Annotated in this window: 13 protein-coding genes and 1 pseudogene; 13 read left to right on the forward strand and 1 reads right to left on the reverse strand. The window is 47.9% G+C overall.

What is annotated here, in order from left to right; genetic code table 11:
* The first annotated feature begins 115 nt into the window (after positions 1–115).
* Genes ACFVS2_RS16795 through ACFVS2_RS16805 form a run of 3 tightly spaced genes read left to right on the forward strand, consistent with a single transcriptional unit; the run spans position 116 to position 3,257 of the window.
* The gene (locus tag ACFVS2_RS16795; RefSeq protein ID WP_390235781.1) at positions 116–1,444 is read left to right on the forward strand and encodes an ATP-binding protein; all 1,329 of its coding nucleotides are present in this window, start codon (positions 116–118) and stop codon (positions 1,442–1,444) included.
* Positions 1,404–1,577 carry a hypothetical protein gene (locus tag ACFVS2_RS16800; protein WP_007722836.1) on the forward strand — a complete coding sequence of 58 codons (174 nt, stop codon included), beginning with the start codon at positions 1,404–1,406 and terminating at the stop codon, positions 1,575–1,577. The genes ACFVS2_RS16795 and ACFVS2_RS16800 overlap by 41 nt, the downstream gene beginning before the upstream one ends.
* A gap of 3 nt (positions 1,578–1,580) precedes the next feature.
* The gene (locus ACFVS2_RS16805; RefSeq protein WP_390235784.1) at positions 1,581–3,257 is read left to right on the forward strand and encodes a peptide ABC transporter substrate-binding protein; all 1,677 of its coding nucleotides are present in this window, start codon (positions 1,581–1,583) and stop codon (positions 3,255–3,257) included.
* Between the two features lie 38 nt (positions 3,258–3,295).
* Here ACFVS2_RS16805 and ACFVS2_RS16810 read toward each other — a convergent pair whose 3' ends face one another.
* A complete protein-coding gene (locus ACFVS2_RS16810; protein WP_173618652.1) occupies positions 3,296–3,889 on the reverse strand; it encodes a TetR/AcrR family transcriptional regulator in 594 nt (197 codons plus the stop codon).
* Positions 3,890–4,089: 200 nt separating this feature from the next.
* Here ACFVS2_RS16810 and ACFVS2_RS16815 point away from each other — a divergent pair, with 200 nt between their 5' ends.
* The 10 genes and pseudogenes from ACFVS2_RS16815 to ACFVS2_RS16860 form a co-directional block, all read left to right on the forward strand.
* Positions 4,090–4,563 carry an N-acetyltransferase gene (locus tag ACFVS2_RS16815; protein ID WP_007722846.1) on the forward strand — a complete coding sequence of 158 codons (474 nt, stop codon included), beginning with the start codon at positions 4,090–4,092 and terminating at the stop codon, positions 4,561–4,563.
* Positions 4,564–4,685: 122 nt separating this feature from the next.
* The gene (locus ACFVS2_RS16820) at positions 4,686–6,767 is read left to right on the forward strand and encodes a methyl-accepting chemotaxis protein (protein ID WP_390235786.1); all 2,082 of its coding nucleotides are present in this window, start codon (positions 4,686–4,688) and stop codon (positions 6,765–6,767) included.
* 133 nt (positions 6,768–6,900) lie between these two features.
* Positions 6,901–7,632, forward strand: coding sequence for a GTP pyrophosphokinase (locus ACFVS2_RS16825; RefSeq protein ID WP_017250656.1), 732 nt, complete (start codon positions 6,901–6,903; stop codon positions 7,630–7,632).
* A complete protein-coding gene (gene pepV, locus ACFVS2_RS16830) occupies positions 7,619–9,055 on the forward strand; it encodes a dipeptidase PepV (protein WP_390235789.1) in 1,437 nt (478 codons plus the stop codon). Before ACFVS2_RS16825 ends, pepV begins: the two co-directional genes overlap by 14 nt.
* Positions 9,056–9,205: 150 nt before the next feature.
* A complete protein-coding gene (locus ACFVS2_RS16835; protein ID WP_390235792.1) occupies positions 9,206–9,808 on the forward strand; it encodes a TetR/AcrR family transcriptional regulator in 603 nt (200 codons plus the stop codon).
* A 75-nt stretch (positions 9,809–9,883) separates the two neighbouring features.
* A complete protein-coding gene (locus tag ACFVS2_RS16840; RefSeq protein WP_390235795.1) occupies positions 9,884–11,185 on the forward strand; it encodes an MFS transporter in 1,302 nt (433 codons plus the stop codon).
* 141 nt (positions 11,186–11,326) lie between these two features.
* On the forward strand, positions 11,327–12,403 hold the full coding sequence (locus ACFVS2_RS16845) for a M42 family metallopeptidase (protein ID WP_390235798.1): 1,077 nt from the start codon (positions 11,327–11,329) through the stop codon (positions 12,401–12,403).
* A gap of 287 nt (positions 12,404–12,690) precedes the next feature.
* The gene (locus ACFVS2_RS16850) at positions 12,691–14,178 is read left to right on the forward strand and encodes a DEAD/DEAH box helicase (RefSeq protein WP_173618646.1); all 1,488 of its coding nucleotides are present in this window, start codon (positions 12,691–12,693) and stop codon (positions 14,176–14,178) included.
* A 149-nt stretch (positions 14,179–14,327) separates the two neighbouring features.
* A complete protein-coding gene (locus tag ACFVS2_RS16855) occupies positions 14,328–15,164 on the forward strand; it encodes a MerR family transcriptional regulator (RefSeq protein ID WP_390236224.1) in 837 nt (278 codons plus the stop codon).
* Positions 15,154–16,275 (forward strand): annotated as a pseudogene (locus ACFVS2_RS16860) (MFS transporter); the annotation flags it as partial. The gene ACFVS2_RS16855 and the pseudogene ACFVS2_RS16860, both read left to right, overlap by 11 nt.
* Positions 16,276–16,314: the final 39 nt, after the last annotated feature.

Genomic DNA, 16,314 nt, shown 5'->3' on the forward strand with positions numbered 1-16,314 from the left:
CGCAACAAAAACATCCTTTCTGCCAGATGTTGAAAATGTGCCTTCCAGAAAGACACCTAGTGATGGTATTCTGTAAGAAAAATCGAAATATTCTAAGAGCCAGGGGAACCGATATATGTTAATCATCAAAGACATTTTGCTGCAATTACTGTTCGTTATCGTCCCTGTTTTGCTGTATAGAAACGTTTGGCTGGGGCGATCAACCTCGAACAAGATGAGCGTCAAGTCATCAATGGTTATCGTTTGTAGCTCGATCAGTGTCATTTTTGCCATGAGCTTTCCAGTACAACTCAGTAATGGTATGGAGTACGATTTACGCTCGATACCAATCATTATTACCATTTTATACGCTGGGTATATCCCGGGCATTTTGACGATTTTGGTGATGTTTGTCGTAAGGATCGTTCTGGGTGGCGATGGTGTTCTCATAACGATTCTTGGAACCATGGTCTATGCGATCATACCGTTTTTGTTGGTCAATCGTTGGTATGACTACTCTTTACGAAAAAAACTAGGGGTCGTCCTCTTGATCGGATGCTTGAAGCAGCTATCCATCTTCGGTGGAGGGATGGTTGTTTTGATCTGGAGAGGGTTCCCGTTGTCCATCATTAACAATTATTTGGAGCCGCTAGTGGAAATCGGCTACCTCAGTTTGATCGTACAAGGTGCGGCTGTTTATTTCATCGAGTTTATTCGAGAATCTCATATTATCCGCAAGCAAGTCGAACGTTCGGAAAAGCTGAACCTGATCAGCGAGCTGGCAGCAAGTGTCGCCCATGAAGTGCGTAATCCACTCACGGTGGTACGAGGCTTTGTCCAATTGTTGCGTGAGGAGACGAATCCGAAAAACATTGAATATATCCGATTGGTCTTAAATGAACTCGATCGGGCTGAATTTATCATTTCCGACTATTTAAATCTGGCCAAGCCTCATTCTGAGACGCTAGAGCGACTGGAGATTGCGCATACCGTGAAAGAAGTGACCGCCATCATGTCCTCTTACAGCGTCATGAACCGAGTGGAAATCGCCTGTGAGACCGAGCCGGGCCTATTCGTTGATTGCAACGCCGTTAAACTCAAGCAAGCGTTGATGAATCTGATGAAAAACGGTATCGAATCGATGGGACTAGGTGGCGTACTGCACGTCACCGTACAAGCAGCCGGGAACTATCATGTGATTTCGATCAAGGATGAGGGAGAGGGGATGACGCCAGAGCAGATTGAACAGATTGGGCTGCCTTTTTATTCTACAAAGGAAAAAGGGACAGGTCTCGGATTGATGGTAACCTGCCGGATCATCGAGGCGATGCAAGGGACGATTTACTTTCAAAGTGAACACGGGCACGGAACGCAGGTGACGATTCAACTGCCTGCTGTGTATACGACCGAAAAAGGAGGCGAACATGGACAAAGACCAAGAGGTGTGGGAGCGACTCTTTCATGAGTTGGCAGTAATCAGAAGCGAATTAAAAGCGTTCAAGCTCGAAACACGTGCAGAGCTCTATCAAATCAAAAGCGAGCTAAAAGAATGGCAGCAGCGAGAAGAACAGCGAAGGCTCCCGAACGAAGGGGAATAAATCATGCGACGTTCCGCAAACCGATGGTGGAAAAAAACAGGAAAAGCTATTTTCGCAGCAGGCTTGGCTTTAGCGCTTGCTGCATGCGGACAACCACAGGAAGCCGCAAAGCCTGCCACACAACCAACGACAGAAGCTACACCAGCTAATGCATCTGAGCAACCCGAACAAGTACTCAGATTGAATAACTTTACAGAACCGCTTTCTCTTCATCCCGGACTCATTTCGGATGTTTGGTCATCCAATGTTATTTTTCAGACGTTTGAGGGGCTGACACGCATTGACGACAAGGGCGTTCCACAGCCCGCCATGGCTCAGGAAATCAAGGCATCAGATGATTTGTTGACGTACACCTTCACGATTCGCGACAATGCGAAGTGGTCGAACGGCGATCCTGTAACCGCGCACGATTTTGAAAACGCCTGGAAATGGGCGCTCGATTCCAAAAACGGTTCCCAGTATGCCTATCAGTTGTTTTATGTAAAAAATGCAGAGGCGGCCTTTGCTGGCAAAGCGAAGCCCGAAGAAATCGGGGTCAAGGCAACAGATGACAAGACACTGGTCGTCCAACTAGAAAACCCGACGCCGTTTTTTCTGGAGCTGACGGCTTTTTACAGCTACTTTCCGCTGAATACCAAAGTGGTGAAAGACAATCCGGACTGGGCGAAGGAAGCAGGACCAGCCTACACCTCGAATGGACCGTTCAAACTCGCTACGTGGGAGCATAAAACCAAGCTGACGCTTGCGAAAAACGAGCATTATTGGGACGCCGACACTGTCAAGCTGACCAAAATCGAAATGAATATGATCAATGACGCGAATACAGAGCTGTCTATGCTGGAGGGCGGCGATCTCGATTGGGCAGGTGCTCCGACTGGCAATCTTCCGCTCGACGCGATGCCGACCTTGAAGGAAAAAGGATTGCTGGTGATCACGCCAAAAGCCGGTACGTATTGGTATGAATTCAACACAGAGCAGAAGCCTTTCCACAACAAAAAAATTCGCCAAGCCTTTTCATACGCGATCAACCGGAAAGACATCGTGGAGAACATCACGCAGGGAGGGGAATTGGTTGCGACAGCCGTGGTGCCGCCTACGATGTTTGCTGAGAACGAGCAAGGCTTGTTTACAGACAGCGACATAGAAAAAGCCAAGCAGTTGTTGGCGGAAGGCATGAAGGAAGAAGGGTACGCCAGCGTCGACCAACTCCCGTCGATTACACTGTCCTATAATACGGAGGAAGCACAGACCAAAATCGCGCAAGCTGTACAGGATATGTGGCAAAAAAACTTGGGTGTGCACGTCAAGCTGGAGAATCAGGAATGGAATGTCTACTATGAAAACGTGAAAAACGGGAAGTACCAAGTAGCACGGATGGGGTGGACGGGGGATTTCAACGATCCGATCAACTTCCTGGAAATATTCCGAACGAAGGAAGGCAACAACCATACTCGTTGGGAGAATCGTCAATATGCCGATCTATTGGCGGCTTCTGCCAAGGAGAAGGATGCTGCCAAACGAAAAGCGATCTTGCAAGAGGCTGAGAAAATCTTGGTGGACGAAATGCCAGTCATTCCGTTTTACTTTAAGTCTACGGTGTATGCGCAGAACCCCAAGTTGAAAGGCGTAGTCATTTCAGGTTTGGGATACGCGCAGTACAAATGGGCGTATTTCGAATAAATCATAAGTAGTCACATTCGAAGGGCTGGTCAGTCGGATTATTCCACGACCAGCCCTTCGAATACGATAGAGACCTTCTCTTCCATGATTTCTTCGAGTGCCCAGGCGCCTTCGCTGCGTACCCAATCATAAAGAGCGTTATAGTAAATGTTTTCCAACATGTTCGCAGCGACAAGAGGGTTGAATTTGCTTTTCAATTGATTCTTTTCTTGCGCTTCTTCAATCAGGTCAGCGAATAGTTGACGTAATTCAAAGTACATGTTCTTTTCATTCTCAAGCACTTTCCGATGTTTCATCGAGGATTCTACGACGACTTTGATGAAATCGAAATTGGTGATGGTGACTTCATTCATGATCTTGTAGATCCGCAGAACCTTCGACTTGCATTCGTCACCATAATCCCACTCTTCCCGGCGCTCCTCGATTTCATGCAGACGCTCATATCCCCAGTTAGCGAGAATGGCTTCCTTTGAAGTGAAATGCAGAAAGATCGTACCGCGTGCAACATCCGCTTCTTCGGAAATCATGTCGATTGTGGTTGCTTCAAAGCCGTGAGTTTTGAAGAGCTTGATGGCAGCATTGAAGATTTTTTCGCGAGTTTCGCGCTTTTTCCGTTCCCGTCTCGTCGTCAAGTATGTAGCACCTCCTTATAAACTCGTACGCTTGATTATAACACAACGGTTACCTAACAAAAGAATAGTTCATGCAATTACGCATAATTTAGGTGAAAAAAGGATAGACTTCTGCGAAGCTCGAATGTATATTTATATACTATAATGAATAAATATTAAATCATGCCAGGCTCGAAATGCATGGGGTGGAGGAGAGTAAAATGGGTGTTGCAAAGGCTCTGGCAGTACGTCAGGCTACGATGAAAGACGTGGATGCCATGTTGGAGATTGTTAATGAATATGCACAGCAAGGCTTGATGCTGCCACGTACGAAGCTGTCTTTCTTAGAAAACTTGCAATCCTTTATTGTCGCTCATGATGGAGATTCGGTCGTAGGTGTCGCAGGCCTACATATTTTGTGGGAGGATCTGGCTGAGATCCGCTCTTTGGCTATCTCGGAAAAAGCGAAGGGGATGGGCGTAGGGAAACATCTGGTTCTTCATTTGGTTGAGCAATGCCGTCTTTTGGGAATTAAGCGTGTACTGGCGCTTACTTATCAACAAGTGTTTTTTGAAAAGTGCGGGTTTTGGGTGGTTGCCAAGGAAACACTGCCGCAAAAAGCTTGGAAGGATTGTATTAACTGCTCCAAACTGCCGATGTGCGACGAAATTGCTATGATTTTCGAAACAGCCTGATACATTTGGTCTAGCCTTCCTTTTTCCTTTTCTGGTACTATATTCATATAAATAGTAGAAATATAAACAATATTCTACAAGTATACCAGAAAAAGAGATTGGCAAAAATGGGGGGCTTTTCCATGAAGCTGGGCGCTCGTATATTGCTCGTTCTACTACTGGCAGGAAGTGTACCGTTGACGGCAGCGGGAGTGTTTGCTTATCAGGAATCCAAGCAGGAATTGTTGAACGGAAGTGCCGCGACACTGGAAGCGCTGCGTCACAGCAACAAGGAACAGGTGGAAAATTACTTTCGCGAGCGAGCTAGGAACGTGGATACGTTGGCTGCATCGGGAACAGTAATGTCTGCCCTTTCTTCGTTTGAGGACGTGTGGCGGCAAGGACGAGAATCGCCTGCTTATGAAGAAGTGCAAGCGCGGTATACGAACGAATTGAAGATGGAGGTCGCTCGCTACGGCTTCGTAAATGCCTTACTGTTAAATGCACAAGGGGACATCGTGTACGAGACAAAGCCGCAGGTCGATTTTGGTACGAATCTCCTGACAGGTCCACACGCTGACTCTGTACTTGGCCAGACTGTGCAGCAAGTCAGGAAAACCCAAAGCGCAGAAATGTCAGATCTAGGCATTTACGAACCATCTGGAGTGGCGCCAGGAGTATACATTGCAGCACCGATCTACGAACGAGGCTACATCATCGGGCAAATAGCAGTCGAAGTATCCATGAATTATATTTCTAGAATATTCAACCAACGAGAAGGGCTGGGGGAAACCGGGAAGATTTACTTGGTGGGTGGTCCAGACAAGCTGATGCGCTCGCAACTTGGAAGTGGGCCCAATACGTTGTTACAGCAAAAAGTAGATACGCCCATCGTTGATCAGGTCTTACTCACCCAACAATCTGAAGGAACGGTTGAAAGCATGGACTACTTGGGACAGCAAGTGCTCGTGTCCTATGATCAGGTCAAAGTGGGAAAGAAGACGTGGGCGATTTTGGCAGAGATGAATATGACCGAAATACTGGAGGGCCCAACGCGCATTCGGGATGCCATGATTGCTTTTAATGGTGCCGTCCTCTTGCTAATCGTCATCATCTCGTTATTTACAGCAAATTGGCTTCGCCGCTCGTTTCGCGGCATGCTTGCCGTGGCAGATCGGATTGGGCATGGGGATTTTTCGCGAGAGATTCCTGACAAGCTATTAAAACGAAAAGATGAACTAGGGGAGCTGGCTGGATCTCTCGTCACGATGCAGAAGCAACTGCGCAAGATTTTGTTTCAGATTCAGCAAGCAGCCGCTTCCGTATCCGGTGCGGTGCGAAATATTCAGGGAAACACCAGTGAGATTGCCGCTTCCAGCCAGCAAATTGTCCTCGTCGTCGATCAAGTGGCTGCATCTGCTGACAGCCAGGTAGAAAAAATGGGACAAACCTTGAATCTGGCTGTTGATTTGACGAAAGATGTGGCGGTTGTAACGGAAAATGTAGAACGGGTGACTGTCTCTGCGGAAGAAATGAAGCAGCATGCACACGCTGGCAGACGCGCGATCGCAGATGTGATGGACAGCATGGACGAAATCAATCGTTCGGTAGAAACGGCAACGGATGTCATACATGTATTGGAAGGGCGCTCGAAGGACATTTCGAGAATTATCTCTGTCATTACAGAAATTGCCCGACAGACCAATCTGCTAGCCTTGAATGCTGCGATTGAAGCAGCAAGAGCAGGAGAGCATGGCAAGGGATTTGCAGTCGTCGCAGGGGAAGTGCGTAAGCTGGCGGAAGATACCAACAGTGCTGCCCAGCAGATCGTAGGCATGATTGGAGACGTACAAAAGGATACGAGGGAAGCAGTCGCCAGGATGGCCGAGGGTGCCCAAACGACCGCCCGCGGCATGAAGACAGCACACCAATCGCAAGAGATGTTCCAGCACATCGAGGAAAACATCCTCGGGGTGTCGCAAGAAATTAACGGTGTCAGTGAGGCCTTCAAGCGTATGGCGCCAGATTCCCAACAAGTAGCCGTTGTCGCTGGGGAAGTATCCTCCGCATCGATGCAAGCGGCTGCCGGTGTCCAAAGCATCTCGGCTGCGGTAGAGGAGCAGAGTGCAGCGATGGAGCTCATTGCAGATGCTGCGACTCAGCTGGCCATTCTAGCAGAAGAGCTGAGAAGCTCACTTGCAGCCTTTGTTTCGCGCGAAAATTAAGAAAAAAGGGACGGAGCAAAAGCCGGTGACAACTGCCTTTTCTCCCGTCTCTTTTTGTATTTTGGAAGGATATCTCACACAAAATGTTGAATGATAAGGACGATGGAGAGTTTCAAGCCGGAGGGACGTAAGCGTGCACAAACTAGATTGGGAACTATATCTGCTACCGTTCGAACAAGCTGTAGAAGAAATCAAAGTCAAAATTAAAAATATCCGTAACGAGCTGCGCAAACGCAAGGAGCATTCACCGATTGAGTTTGCGGTGGGCCGGGTCAAATCGATCCCGAGTATTTACAACAAGGCAAACCGCTTGCAGTTTCCGATTGATGAGAATATCTGCTGGGAAATTCGCGATATCGCGGGCATCCGCGTCATTTGCCAGTTTATTGATGATATACCTGCAGTCGTTGAGATGATCCGCAACCGCGGAGACATGCGTGTGTATTTGGAGAAGGATTATGTCTCTACCCCAAAAGAAAGCGGATATCGCGGCTATCACCTTGCCGTGGAGTATCCGATCATGATGGCGGGTGGGCAAGTGACCATTCCGGTAGAAATTCAGATTCGCACATTGGGAATGAATTTTTGGGCGACGATTGAGCACTCGCTGAATTATAAATACGAGGGTATTATCCCATCCGATATACGTCAAAGATTGTTCGAGGCTGCCAAGGCGTCCTACAAGCTGGATAGCGAAATGAACAACATCCGAGACGAAATTAAAGACGCCCAAGCAGAATTTACGAAAAAAGAAGTGCCGATGGAGTCATTATTATCGTTAGTGGAGCTGGATCTCGACGTCGATGCGGCAATGGACGAGGGAAGTATGAATGAGAGGACTGGAGAAGAGAATGACAAGCGTTAATTGGCTGGAAGAAACAAATAAACGCAAGGACGAACTGATTGCGACGACACAACAATTTTTGCAGATTAAAAGCGTTTTGGACCCCGAAACAGCACGGGAAGGCGCCCCTTTTGGAGAAGGGATTCGGCAAGCGCTTGACTTTGCGTTAGGCGTGTGTGAAAAAGCAGGCATGACAATCAAAGACGTCCGCGGGTATGCAGGGCACGCTGAATTCGGACAAGGTGAGGAATTGATCGGCATTCTGAGCCATGTCGATGTCGTACCAGAAGGCGATGGCTGGAGTACGCCACCGTATGCAGCCGAGATCGTGGATGGACGCATGGTGGCCCGTGGTGCAATTGACGACAAGGGACCGACGATGGCGGCTATTTTCGCAGCGAAGATCGTGATGGAGCTGGGATTGCCGCTGTCGAAGCGCGTGCGCTTTATTTTCGGTACGGATGAAGAATCGAGCTGGCAGTGTGTGAACACGTATTTTGAAACGGAAGAAATGCCGACGATGGGCTTTACACCAGATGCAGACTTCCCGCTGATTTATGCGGAAAAAGGCTTGACCGATCTGTCGTTGCGTCAGACGCTTGCATCCTTCCAAAGCCTCGGAATACCTGCTGCGGAAAATGTGGCGGCAAAGCTCGTTTCTTTACAGGCTGGCTTGCGCATGAACATGGTTCCAGATAAGGCTGTAGCAAAGCTTGCGCCAATCGGCTTGAATAGTGAGGCGATTGCACAAAGTTATCGCCAACACCTGGAAGCGACTGGCTTGAAAGGCAAAGTGGAGGAGCAGGACGGTCTCGTAGTGCTGCACATGGAGGGCGTTTCGGTTCACGGAATGGACCCGAGCAAAGGTGTCAACGCGGGTACCGAGCTCATTCACTTTTTGCGAACCATGTCCTTGGATGAACGCGGAACTGTATTTGTAAGCTTGGCTGATCGTTATTTGCACAAGCAGCATTACGGTGAAGCACTCGGCATCGCGCATGATGATGAAGAAATGGGTGCGCTCACACTGAACACAGGTGTGATCGAGTATGACGAAAAGCAGGATGCGCTTTTCCGTCTGAACATCCGTTACCCACATTCTGTTGCCTTCGAAAAATGGTCGGCCGTTCTTGCTGAACGTTTCAGTGAAGGGGCATTTATGCTCGAAGTGGCTGAGCATCTGACACCGCACCGCGTCGACCCAAATCATCCTTTAGTGACAACACTGCAACGTGTTTATACGGAACAAACAGGCGAGGAAGCTGGCATTATTGCAATTGGCGGCGCTACCTACGGCCGTTCGTTGGATGTTGGGGTAGCATTCGGACCGCTTTTCCCAGGGCGTCCTGATAGTGCCCACCAGCGAGATGAGTACATTATCGTGGATGATCTGATCAAAGCGACAGCGATTTACGCGCAAGCGATCTATGAATTAGCGAAGTAGGAATAGCCAACGGCTGGACACAAGTGCCAGCCGTTTTTATTTTTGCGGAAATCAGGAGAGACAAAAATCTTTGCAAATGCTGGAAGTCAGTACTATAATGCAAGTAACGATTGATCGGTTAATCATTCATAAGCAAGGAGCCTGTATAGTATGCCACTTTCAGAAGAACAAGTGCTAAAAATGAAGCAAAAGCGGGAAACGATCCTCCAGCAGGCAGTTCTCTTGTTTGCCGAGCACGGCTATGATGATACCACCATTGCAAAAGTCGCGAAAGCATCAGGAGTGAGCTTTGGCAGTGTTTTCACGTACTTTGAAAACAAGGATCTGCTCTTTCATGCAGCTGTCACGGAGCCATTACAAGAGCATTCGGTCAAACTGCTTAACTTTGATCCCCAAGCATCTGAGCCATTACTGGAATTAGAGAGAATGGTGGCCAATCACATCAAGATCTTCGCCGCGTTCGATTCGTACTTGCGTCTGGTCGTACAAGTAGTCGGCTACTACAATCGTTTTGCCGATTCTTTTGCTGAGCTAGATGCGTTTCACAACACCTTTCGTACGAGAATTGCCGAGCTTTTGATCAATGGACAAGAGAAAGGGCTCTTGCATGTCCAAGATCCCAAATACGTGGCAACAGCGTACATGAGCCTGTTAATTGGTCTGCGTGTGAATTTGACCGATGAGCCACAAAGCAACATGTGGGAAAAATTCGTTCCGTTTGCCATGCAGCTTTTTGGACCGAAGAATCGCTAGCATTCTCCATCGGTCTTTTTTTTAGAATACAAATGATTGATTAATCAATCGTTATAAAGTGGAGGAGTGGTCACGATGAGTTTTTGGAAGTTCGACAGCAACATCCAGATCAGACTGATGTTACAGTTTTTGACGACGATGGCGAGCATGAGTGTGACCCCGTACTTGATTATTTTTTTCTCCAAGCAATTGGGGACGGTTGTAACGGGTTTTATGTTTTTAGGCGTGATGGCAGCAAGTGTCGCAGGCTCATTTGCAGGGGGATATATGGCGGACAGGATCGGGCGAAAAAAAGTCATCGTTGCATGTGAATTGGTCATCTTCCTCAGTTTTCTTGGTGTGGCCTTCGTCAACTCGCCCTGGCTGCAGTTTCCCTATGTGACATTTATTTTGTTTCTATTCAATAACTTCAGTTTGGGGGCGTCGAGTCCTGCTTACCAAGCACTCATCATTGATGTGAGTCAGCCCGAGAATAGGCGAGCGATTTTTACTGCTTCCTATTGGTTGAATAATCTGGCGGTAGCGATTGGAGGATTGGTGGGTGCTTTTTTGTTCGACGAGCATTACTTTTCCCTATTTCTCGGTGTGGCTGTAAGCATTGCGATTTCGCTCGCCATTACGATCCTGTTTATCAAGGAAACGTATGTGCCAGAAAAACGTGCACGCTCGGCGTCTGGCAAACAAAGACAAAAAGATTCGAGTTTTATGGCAGATGTCATGGGAGCTTATAAAGAAGTGCTCAAGCATTGGATTTTTCTGCTGTTTACCATAGCGAATTTGCTCATTATAGCGGTAGAGGAGCAATTGACCAATGTTATAGGCCTTCGTTTAGTGCAAGAAATCCCGGAGCCTGAGCAGTTATTTTCGTTTCTTGCCATTCAGGTGGATGGGATGAACTTGTTAGGCTTATTAAAAACAGAAAACACGTTGCTGGTTGTTTGCTTGACCGTTTTGGTCTCCTACGTGGTGAAGAGCTTCAGAGATAGGGCCGTGCTCCTGTCAGGCTTGGTCCTGTACTTTTGCGGGTATGCATGGATTAGCTTCAGCAACTCTCCCGCTGTCTTGCTCATTGCCATGTTCTTCGCGACATTGGGGGAAGTGATGCACATTCCGGTAAAACAAGCGTTACTCGCCAATATGGTGCCGGATCATGCGCGGAGCACGTATATGGCTGTTCATTCTTTGTTTAGCATCGTGGGGGTCAGCAGTGCAGGTGTGTTTATTCTTGTCAGTGCGTGGGTTCCCACTATTGCGATCACCGGAATTTTTGTAGGGATGGGACTGATTTGTCTCGTGTTATTTCATCGGATTACAAAAAAAGTTGGGCAAGAACAAGAAACTGCTACGAAGGCCACCCAATCAAATGCGACAGCATGAAGAAGCACTCGAGCGCATTCGGAACACTGGTTGGGGAAACAATATCAAATAGGGTGTAGGAAATTTGGAAATGAAAGGATTTTGTAAGCGGTTTCTCGAAAGCATAAAGGGAATACGTCAGTATCGAAAAGGAGATAAATGATGGACGATCTCACGAAATTGATCAAGGATTTGACGGAAGCGGACGGAGTACCTGGGCACGAGCGCGAGGTCAGGGTGAAGATGGAGGAGTACTTACAGCCTCTCAGCGACGAGCTGGTAAAGGATCGGCTGGGTGGGGTACTCGGGAAGAAGACGGGGGCAGAAAACGGTCCGAAAATTTTACTCGCGGGACATTTGGATGAAGTGGGCTTTATGGTGACGCATATCACGCCAAAAGGGTACTTGCGTTTTATCCAGCTGGGCGGATGGTGGACGCATAATATCCTCTCACAGCGAGTGAAGGTCAAGACACGCAAAGGCGAATATCTCGGGCTCATTGGTTCAAAGGCACCACACGCTCTGGAAAAAGAAGAGCGGGAAAAAGTCATGAAGCTCAAGGATTTGTACATTGACATCGGGGCAAAAGATGAAGCAGATGCAAAGGAAATGGGTGTTCGCCCAGGTGATTGGATTGTTCCTGACAGTGATTTTACGACGATGCGCGGCGGAGAGCTGTGGGTCGCAAAGGCGCTCGATAATCGAGCGGGGTGTGCGCTGGCAATCGAGGTGCTGAAACGTTTGCAGTCAGAAGAACATCCAAATGTGGTATACGCCGGTGCAACCGTGCAGGAAGAAGTTGGGACTCGCGGTGCTGGCACAGTAGCGAATCTGGTTGAACCAGATATTGCTTTTGCTGTCGATGTTGGACTCGCATATGACACGCCTGGAAATGAATCGTATCCGATGACCTGCAATGTGGGGGACGGTCCGCTCGTCATGTTATTTGATGCCACGATGATTCCGCATACCGGCTTGCGCGATCTCGTATTCGACACAGCAGAGGAGCTCGGCATCAATATCCAAGTGGATGCCCTCGCAGGAGGCGGAACAGACGCAGCGAAATTCCATACAAGCGGCATTGGCTGCCCGTCTATTGTCGTCGGCTTTGCGACACGGTATATTCACAGCCATAATGCGATTATGTCAAAAAGTGATTTCGAGCAGGCTGCCCAGCTGCTGACAGCTGTCATCAAGAAACTCGATAAGGAAACGGTTCAACAACTGCTCGATAGATGAGATAGGCGAAACCCTCTCCATGCATGTATGATTGCGATGGGGAGGGTGTTTTTTGTGATGCGAAAAGCTGGTTTAGTGATCACAAGTCTTGAAGAAAAATACCCGGGAGTTGAACGGTTTAGTTGTTTTTTCGAGAGTACTCCTTTAGTATAGGTAGGATAGGATTTCGCAAGGGCAATAACCTGCCTAGGATGAATTTTGATTGATGAGAGCCGATTTTATCGCATCCACTGTCCATGCAGTCATGGTGTGGCGAATCGGATCGCTTGTGAAAGGAAGTGGAAGTTATGGCAAAATCGTTTGCGTCTTTTGGTTTCCGTCCGGAGCTGATGCAAGGGATTCAAGACCTGTATTATAAAGAACCGACACAAATTCAAGAGGAAGCCATTCCTCTCATTATGGAAGGCAAAGATCTAATCGGACAAGCTCAGACAGGTACGGGTAAAACAGCTGCATTCATGCTGCCGATCCTGAACGCATTGGAAGAGGGAAAACGCGACATTCAAGCGCTCATCCTCACCCCGACACGTGAGCTTTCCATTCAGATTGCAAAAGAAGTAGAAAAGCTGGGCAAACACCTGAATGTGAATGTACTCTCCCTGCACGGTGGAACGGATATTGACAAACAACTGAGCAAGCTGAAGGAAACGGTTCATGTTGTTGTAGGAACACCAGGACGTGTACTGGATCATATGAAGCGCGGATCGCTTCACTTTGGACGAATCTCCACACTCGTGCTGGATGAAGCCGATAAAATGATGGAAATGGGCTTCTTGGAGGATGTGGAGCAAGTAATCGTCCACACGCCTTCTCAACGTCAGGTGCTGTTGTTCTCGGCTACGATGCCTGATCTGGTAAAAAGACTGGCGCACCGCTTCATGAAGCAGCCACCGCATATCAAAATCGAGGGCAAGCAAAAAACGGTTGAGCGCATTGAGCAATTTTACTATGTAGTCAACCAGAGCGATAAGACAGACGCTCTCGTCGATGTACTGGAGCAAGAGCAGCCGTTCTTGACCATTGTGTTTGCAAATACCCAAGTACGTGTGCAACAGCTTACGGCCCGCCTGCAGGAAAATGGCCTCTCGGCGAAAGCCCTGTACGGTGATTTGTCTCAAAACAAGCGGGAACAATTGATGAAGCAATTCCGTGAGATACGTTTCCAATACTTGATCGCAACAGATATCGCTGCTCGTGGACTCGATGTAGAAGGTGTAACACACGTCATCAACTACGATTTGCCGAATGACGTGGACAGCTACATTCACCGCGTTGGTCGTACTGGTCGTGCGGGACAAAAAGGAAAAGCGATCTCCCTCATTTCTCCTCGTCAGAAAAACTTGATGGCTCGTTTTGCCAAAGCGACGAAGGCTTCGATCGAAGAAAGAATTATGCAGGCAGGACGCCATCTGGATGCCGGACGTCGTCAGCGCGCAGAAGAACGGGAAGCTCATTTTGTTGAGCTGCGAGTGCAACAGGCGAAGGAGCAACAGAAGGAAAAAGACAAAGAATTCACTCCAGTACGTGATGCCTTGAAGAAAAAGACGAAGGTAAAGCCAGGCTACAAAAAGAAGATGGCGCGTGAGCTGGGAGAACTGCAAACGCAGTACGAGAAAAACCGTAAGAAGGCTGAAGCGATTGCGGCACGTAAAGCGGGTAAATCCGTGAAGCCAGGCGATGCCAAAAAAGCGGGAAAAGGTGGAGCAGCACGCTCTGCGAAGGGCGGAAAACCGTTTAATCAATCCTCATCCGCTGGGAAAACACGTGGAAGATAAGAAATGAAGAGGCTGTCCAGATTCGAAAAGGATCTGGGCGGTTTTTTTTTGTAGAAACGCCTTGGTGTATGCAACAAGGAAGTTCTTGACTTTATACCCAACTAGAAGGTTTATACTCAGATCGAAGTAATGGGAGAGAAGGTGTGGAATTGTTCAAAATCAGCGAGTTTTCCCGACTGAGTCGAATTCCGCTGCAAACGTTGCGCTATTATGATCAGATTGGGATTCTAAAACCAGCAAAAATCGATGATACGACCGGGTACCGATATTACTGTGCCGAACAGCTTCTGCAGATCAATCGAATTGTCATCTTCAAAGAATTGGGGTTCTCATTGCAGCAGATTGCGCAATTGCTTCACGAGAATATACCAGCCGAACAAATTCGGGGCATGCTGAGGCTCAAGGAAAATGAAATCCAATCCCTGCTGGAGATGGAAATGTCAAAGCTTGCCCGTATTAAAGAACGGGTGCAGCTTGTTGAACGGGAGGGGAGGATCGAGAAGGAGCATGAGGTTGTTCTGAAGCAGGTAGATGACATGCAATTGATTTCCTATTCAGCATTGGGTGCTGCTGAAGATATTCCTTGGCTGTTTCAAATATTCGATAGTTTGCTTGATGCCAGCCTGAAATCATCCTTGACTGGTCCCAAAACAGTGCTATGGAAGGAAACCGGAACGAAGGACCAGCTTTTCGAACTTGGGGTGGGCTACGCTAGTAAAACAGAATCTGTCAAACTGCCTGAGCAAATGGAACGAAGCTTCTTGCCTGCCGAGACAATGGCTACGCTACTATTCCGTTCGGATTCGACCTTTAAAGAATCAGCTTGCCTGGATCTGGCTACGTGGATTGAACAGCATGGTTACTGTATTCGAAGCGAGCAGCCTGGCAGAGAAATCTATGTTCCCTTATCAGAAGAGCCTGGAGTTGAGCTCATAGAAATCCAGATTCCAATTGAACCAAGGGGGCAAAGTGAGCATGGGAAATAAATGGGTTGTCTATATTCTCGCTTTGGCAGTTTTCCTGATTGGGACGGTGGAGTATCTGATAAGCGGCATCATTCAAATGGTGGCAGCTGATCTGGGTGTCACGACGTCGTCTGCCGGATTTCTTGTCACTGCATTTGCCCTTTCTGCGGCAGTAGGGGCTCCCATTGTCATCGCTGTTACGATCCATCTTGACCGAAAAAAATTATTACTCATGATGCTTGGCATTTTTATTTTGAGCAACTGGCTGGTCTATGTGAGTCCTTCATTTGAGATGATGCTGGTAACACGCATGATCCAAGGACTCAGTGGAGGAGTTGCTACTGTTGTTGCGATGGCGGTATCTACACGGCTAGTTGAAGAAGGCAATCGTGGACGAGCAATCGGCATCATTTTGATGGGATTGAGCAGCTCGCTTGTACTTGGCCTCCCGGTTGGCACTTTTTTAAGTGAAGTGATTGGCTGGAGACTGCTGTTTATTTTTATTGGAGTGCTGAGCTTGGTTCCGCTGCTTGTCATTTATCAAAAAGTCCCGCTTATAAAAGCGCAGGAGGCTGTAACACCGCGGGCACAGCTGGCTGTTATAAAAAATAAAAAGATTCTGGCAGCGGTTGTTATCACGCTGTTGTACATCGGTGCTTATTCAACATTGTTTACCTATATTGCGCCTTTCCTGCTAACCAAGGCAAAGCTTTCGGCATCCGAGATTTCTGGGATTCTGTTTCTTGCAGGCATTTGCAGTTTTATGGGGTCAAAAATTGGGGGGGTTATCGCAGATCGCAAGGGGCCGAAATTTACGATTTATTTTGGACTCTCCCTTCAGGCAAGTATGCTGCTTTTGCTTTCGGTCATGGATGGAGTGATAACTGCCCATATCGTGATCATCATGCTATGGATGTTCGCCACATGGGCAACGTCTCCAGCCCAACAGCTATATCTGGTTACCCAGGTGTCCCGTTCGCCGGATATCGCGCTTAGCATCAATACATCCTTTATTCAATTTGGCTTCGCTTTGGGATCATGGGTTGGGGGACTGGTGATCAGCAACTCCTCTTTGGAGCATCTAGGCTGGTACGGATTTGTTATTGCGTTGCTGGCACTATTGCTCGCGATCCGTGTTTACTTTAAAGAAGGAGCAGCTATCAGCGTAGGA

It is taken from the genome of Brevibacillus sp. NPDC058079, from assembly GCF_042885155.1.
Taxonomy (GTDB): domain Bacteria; phylum Bacillota; class Bacilli; order Brevibacillales; family Brevibacillaceae; genus Brevibacillus.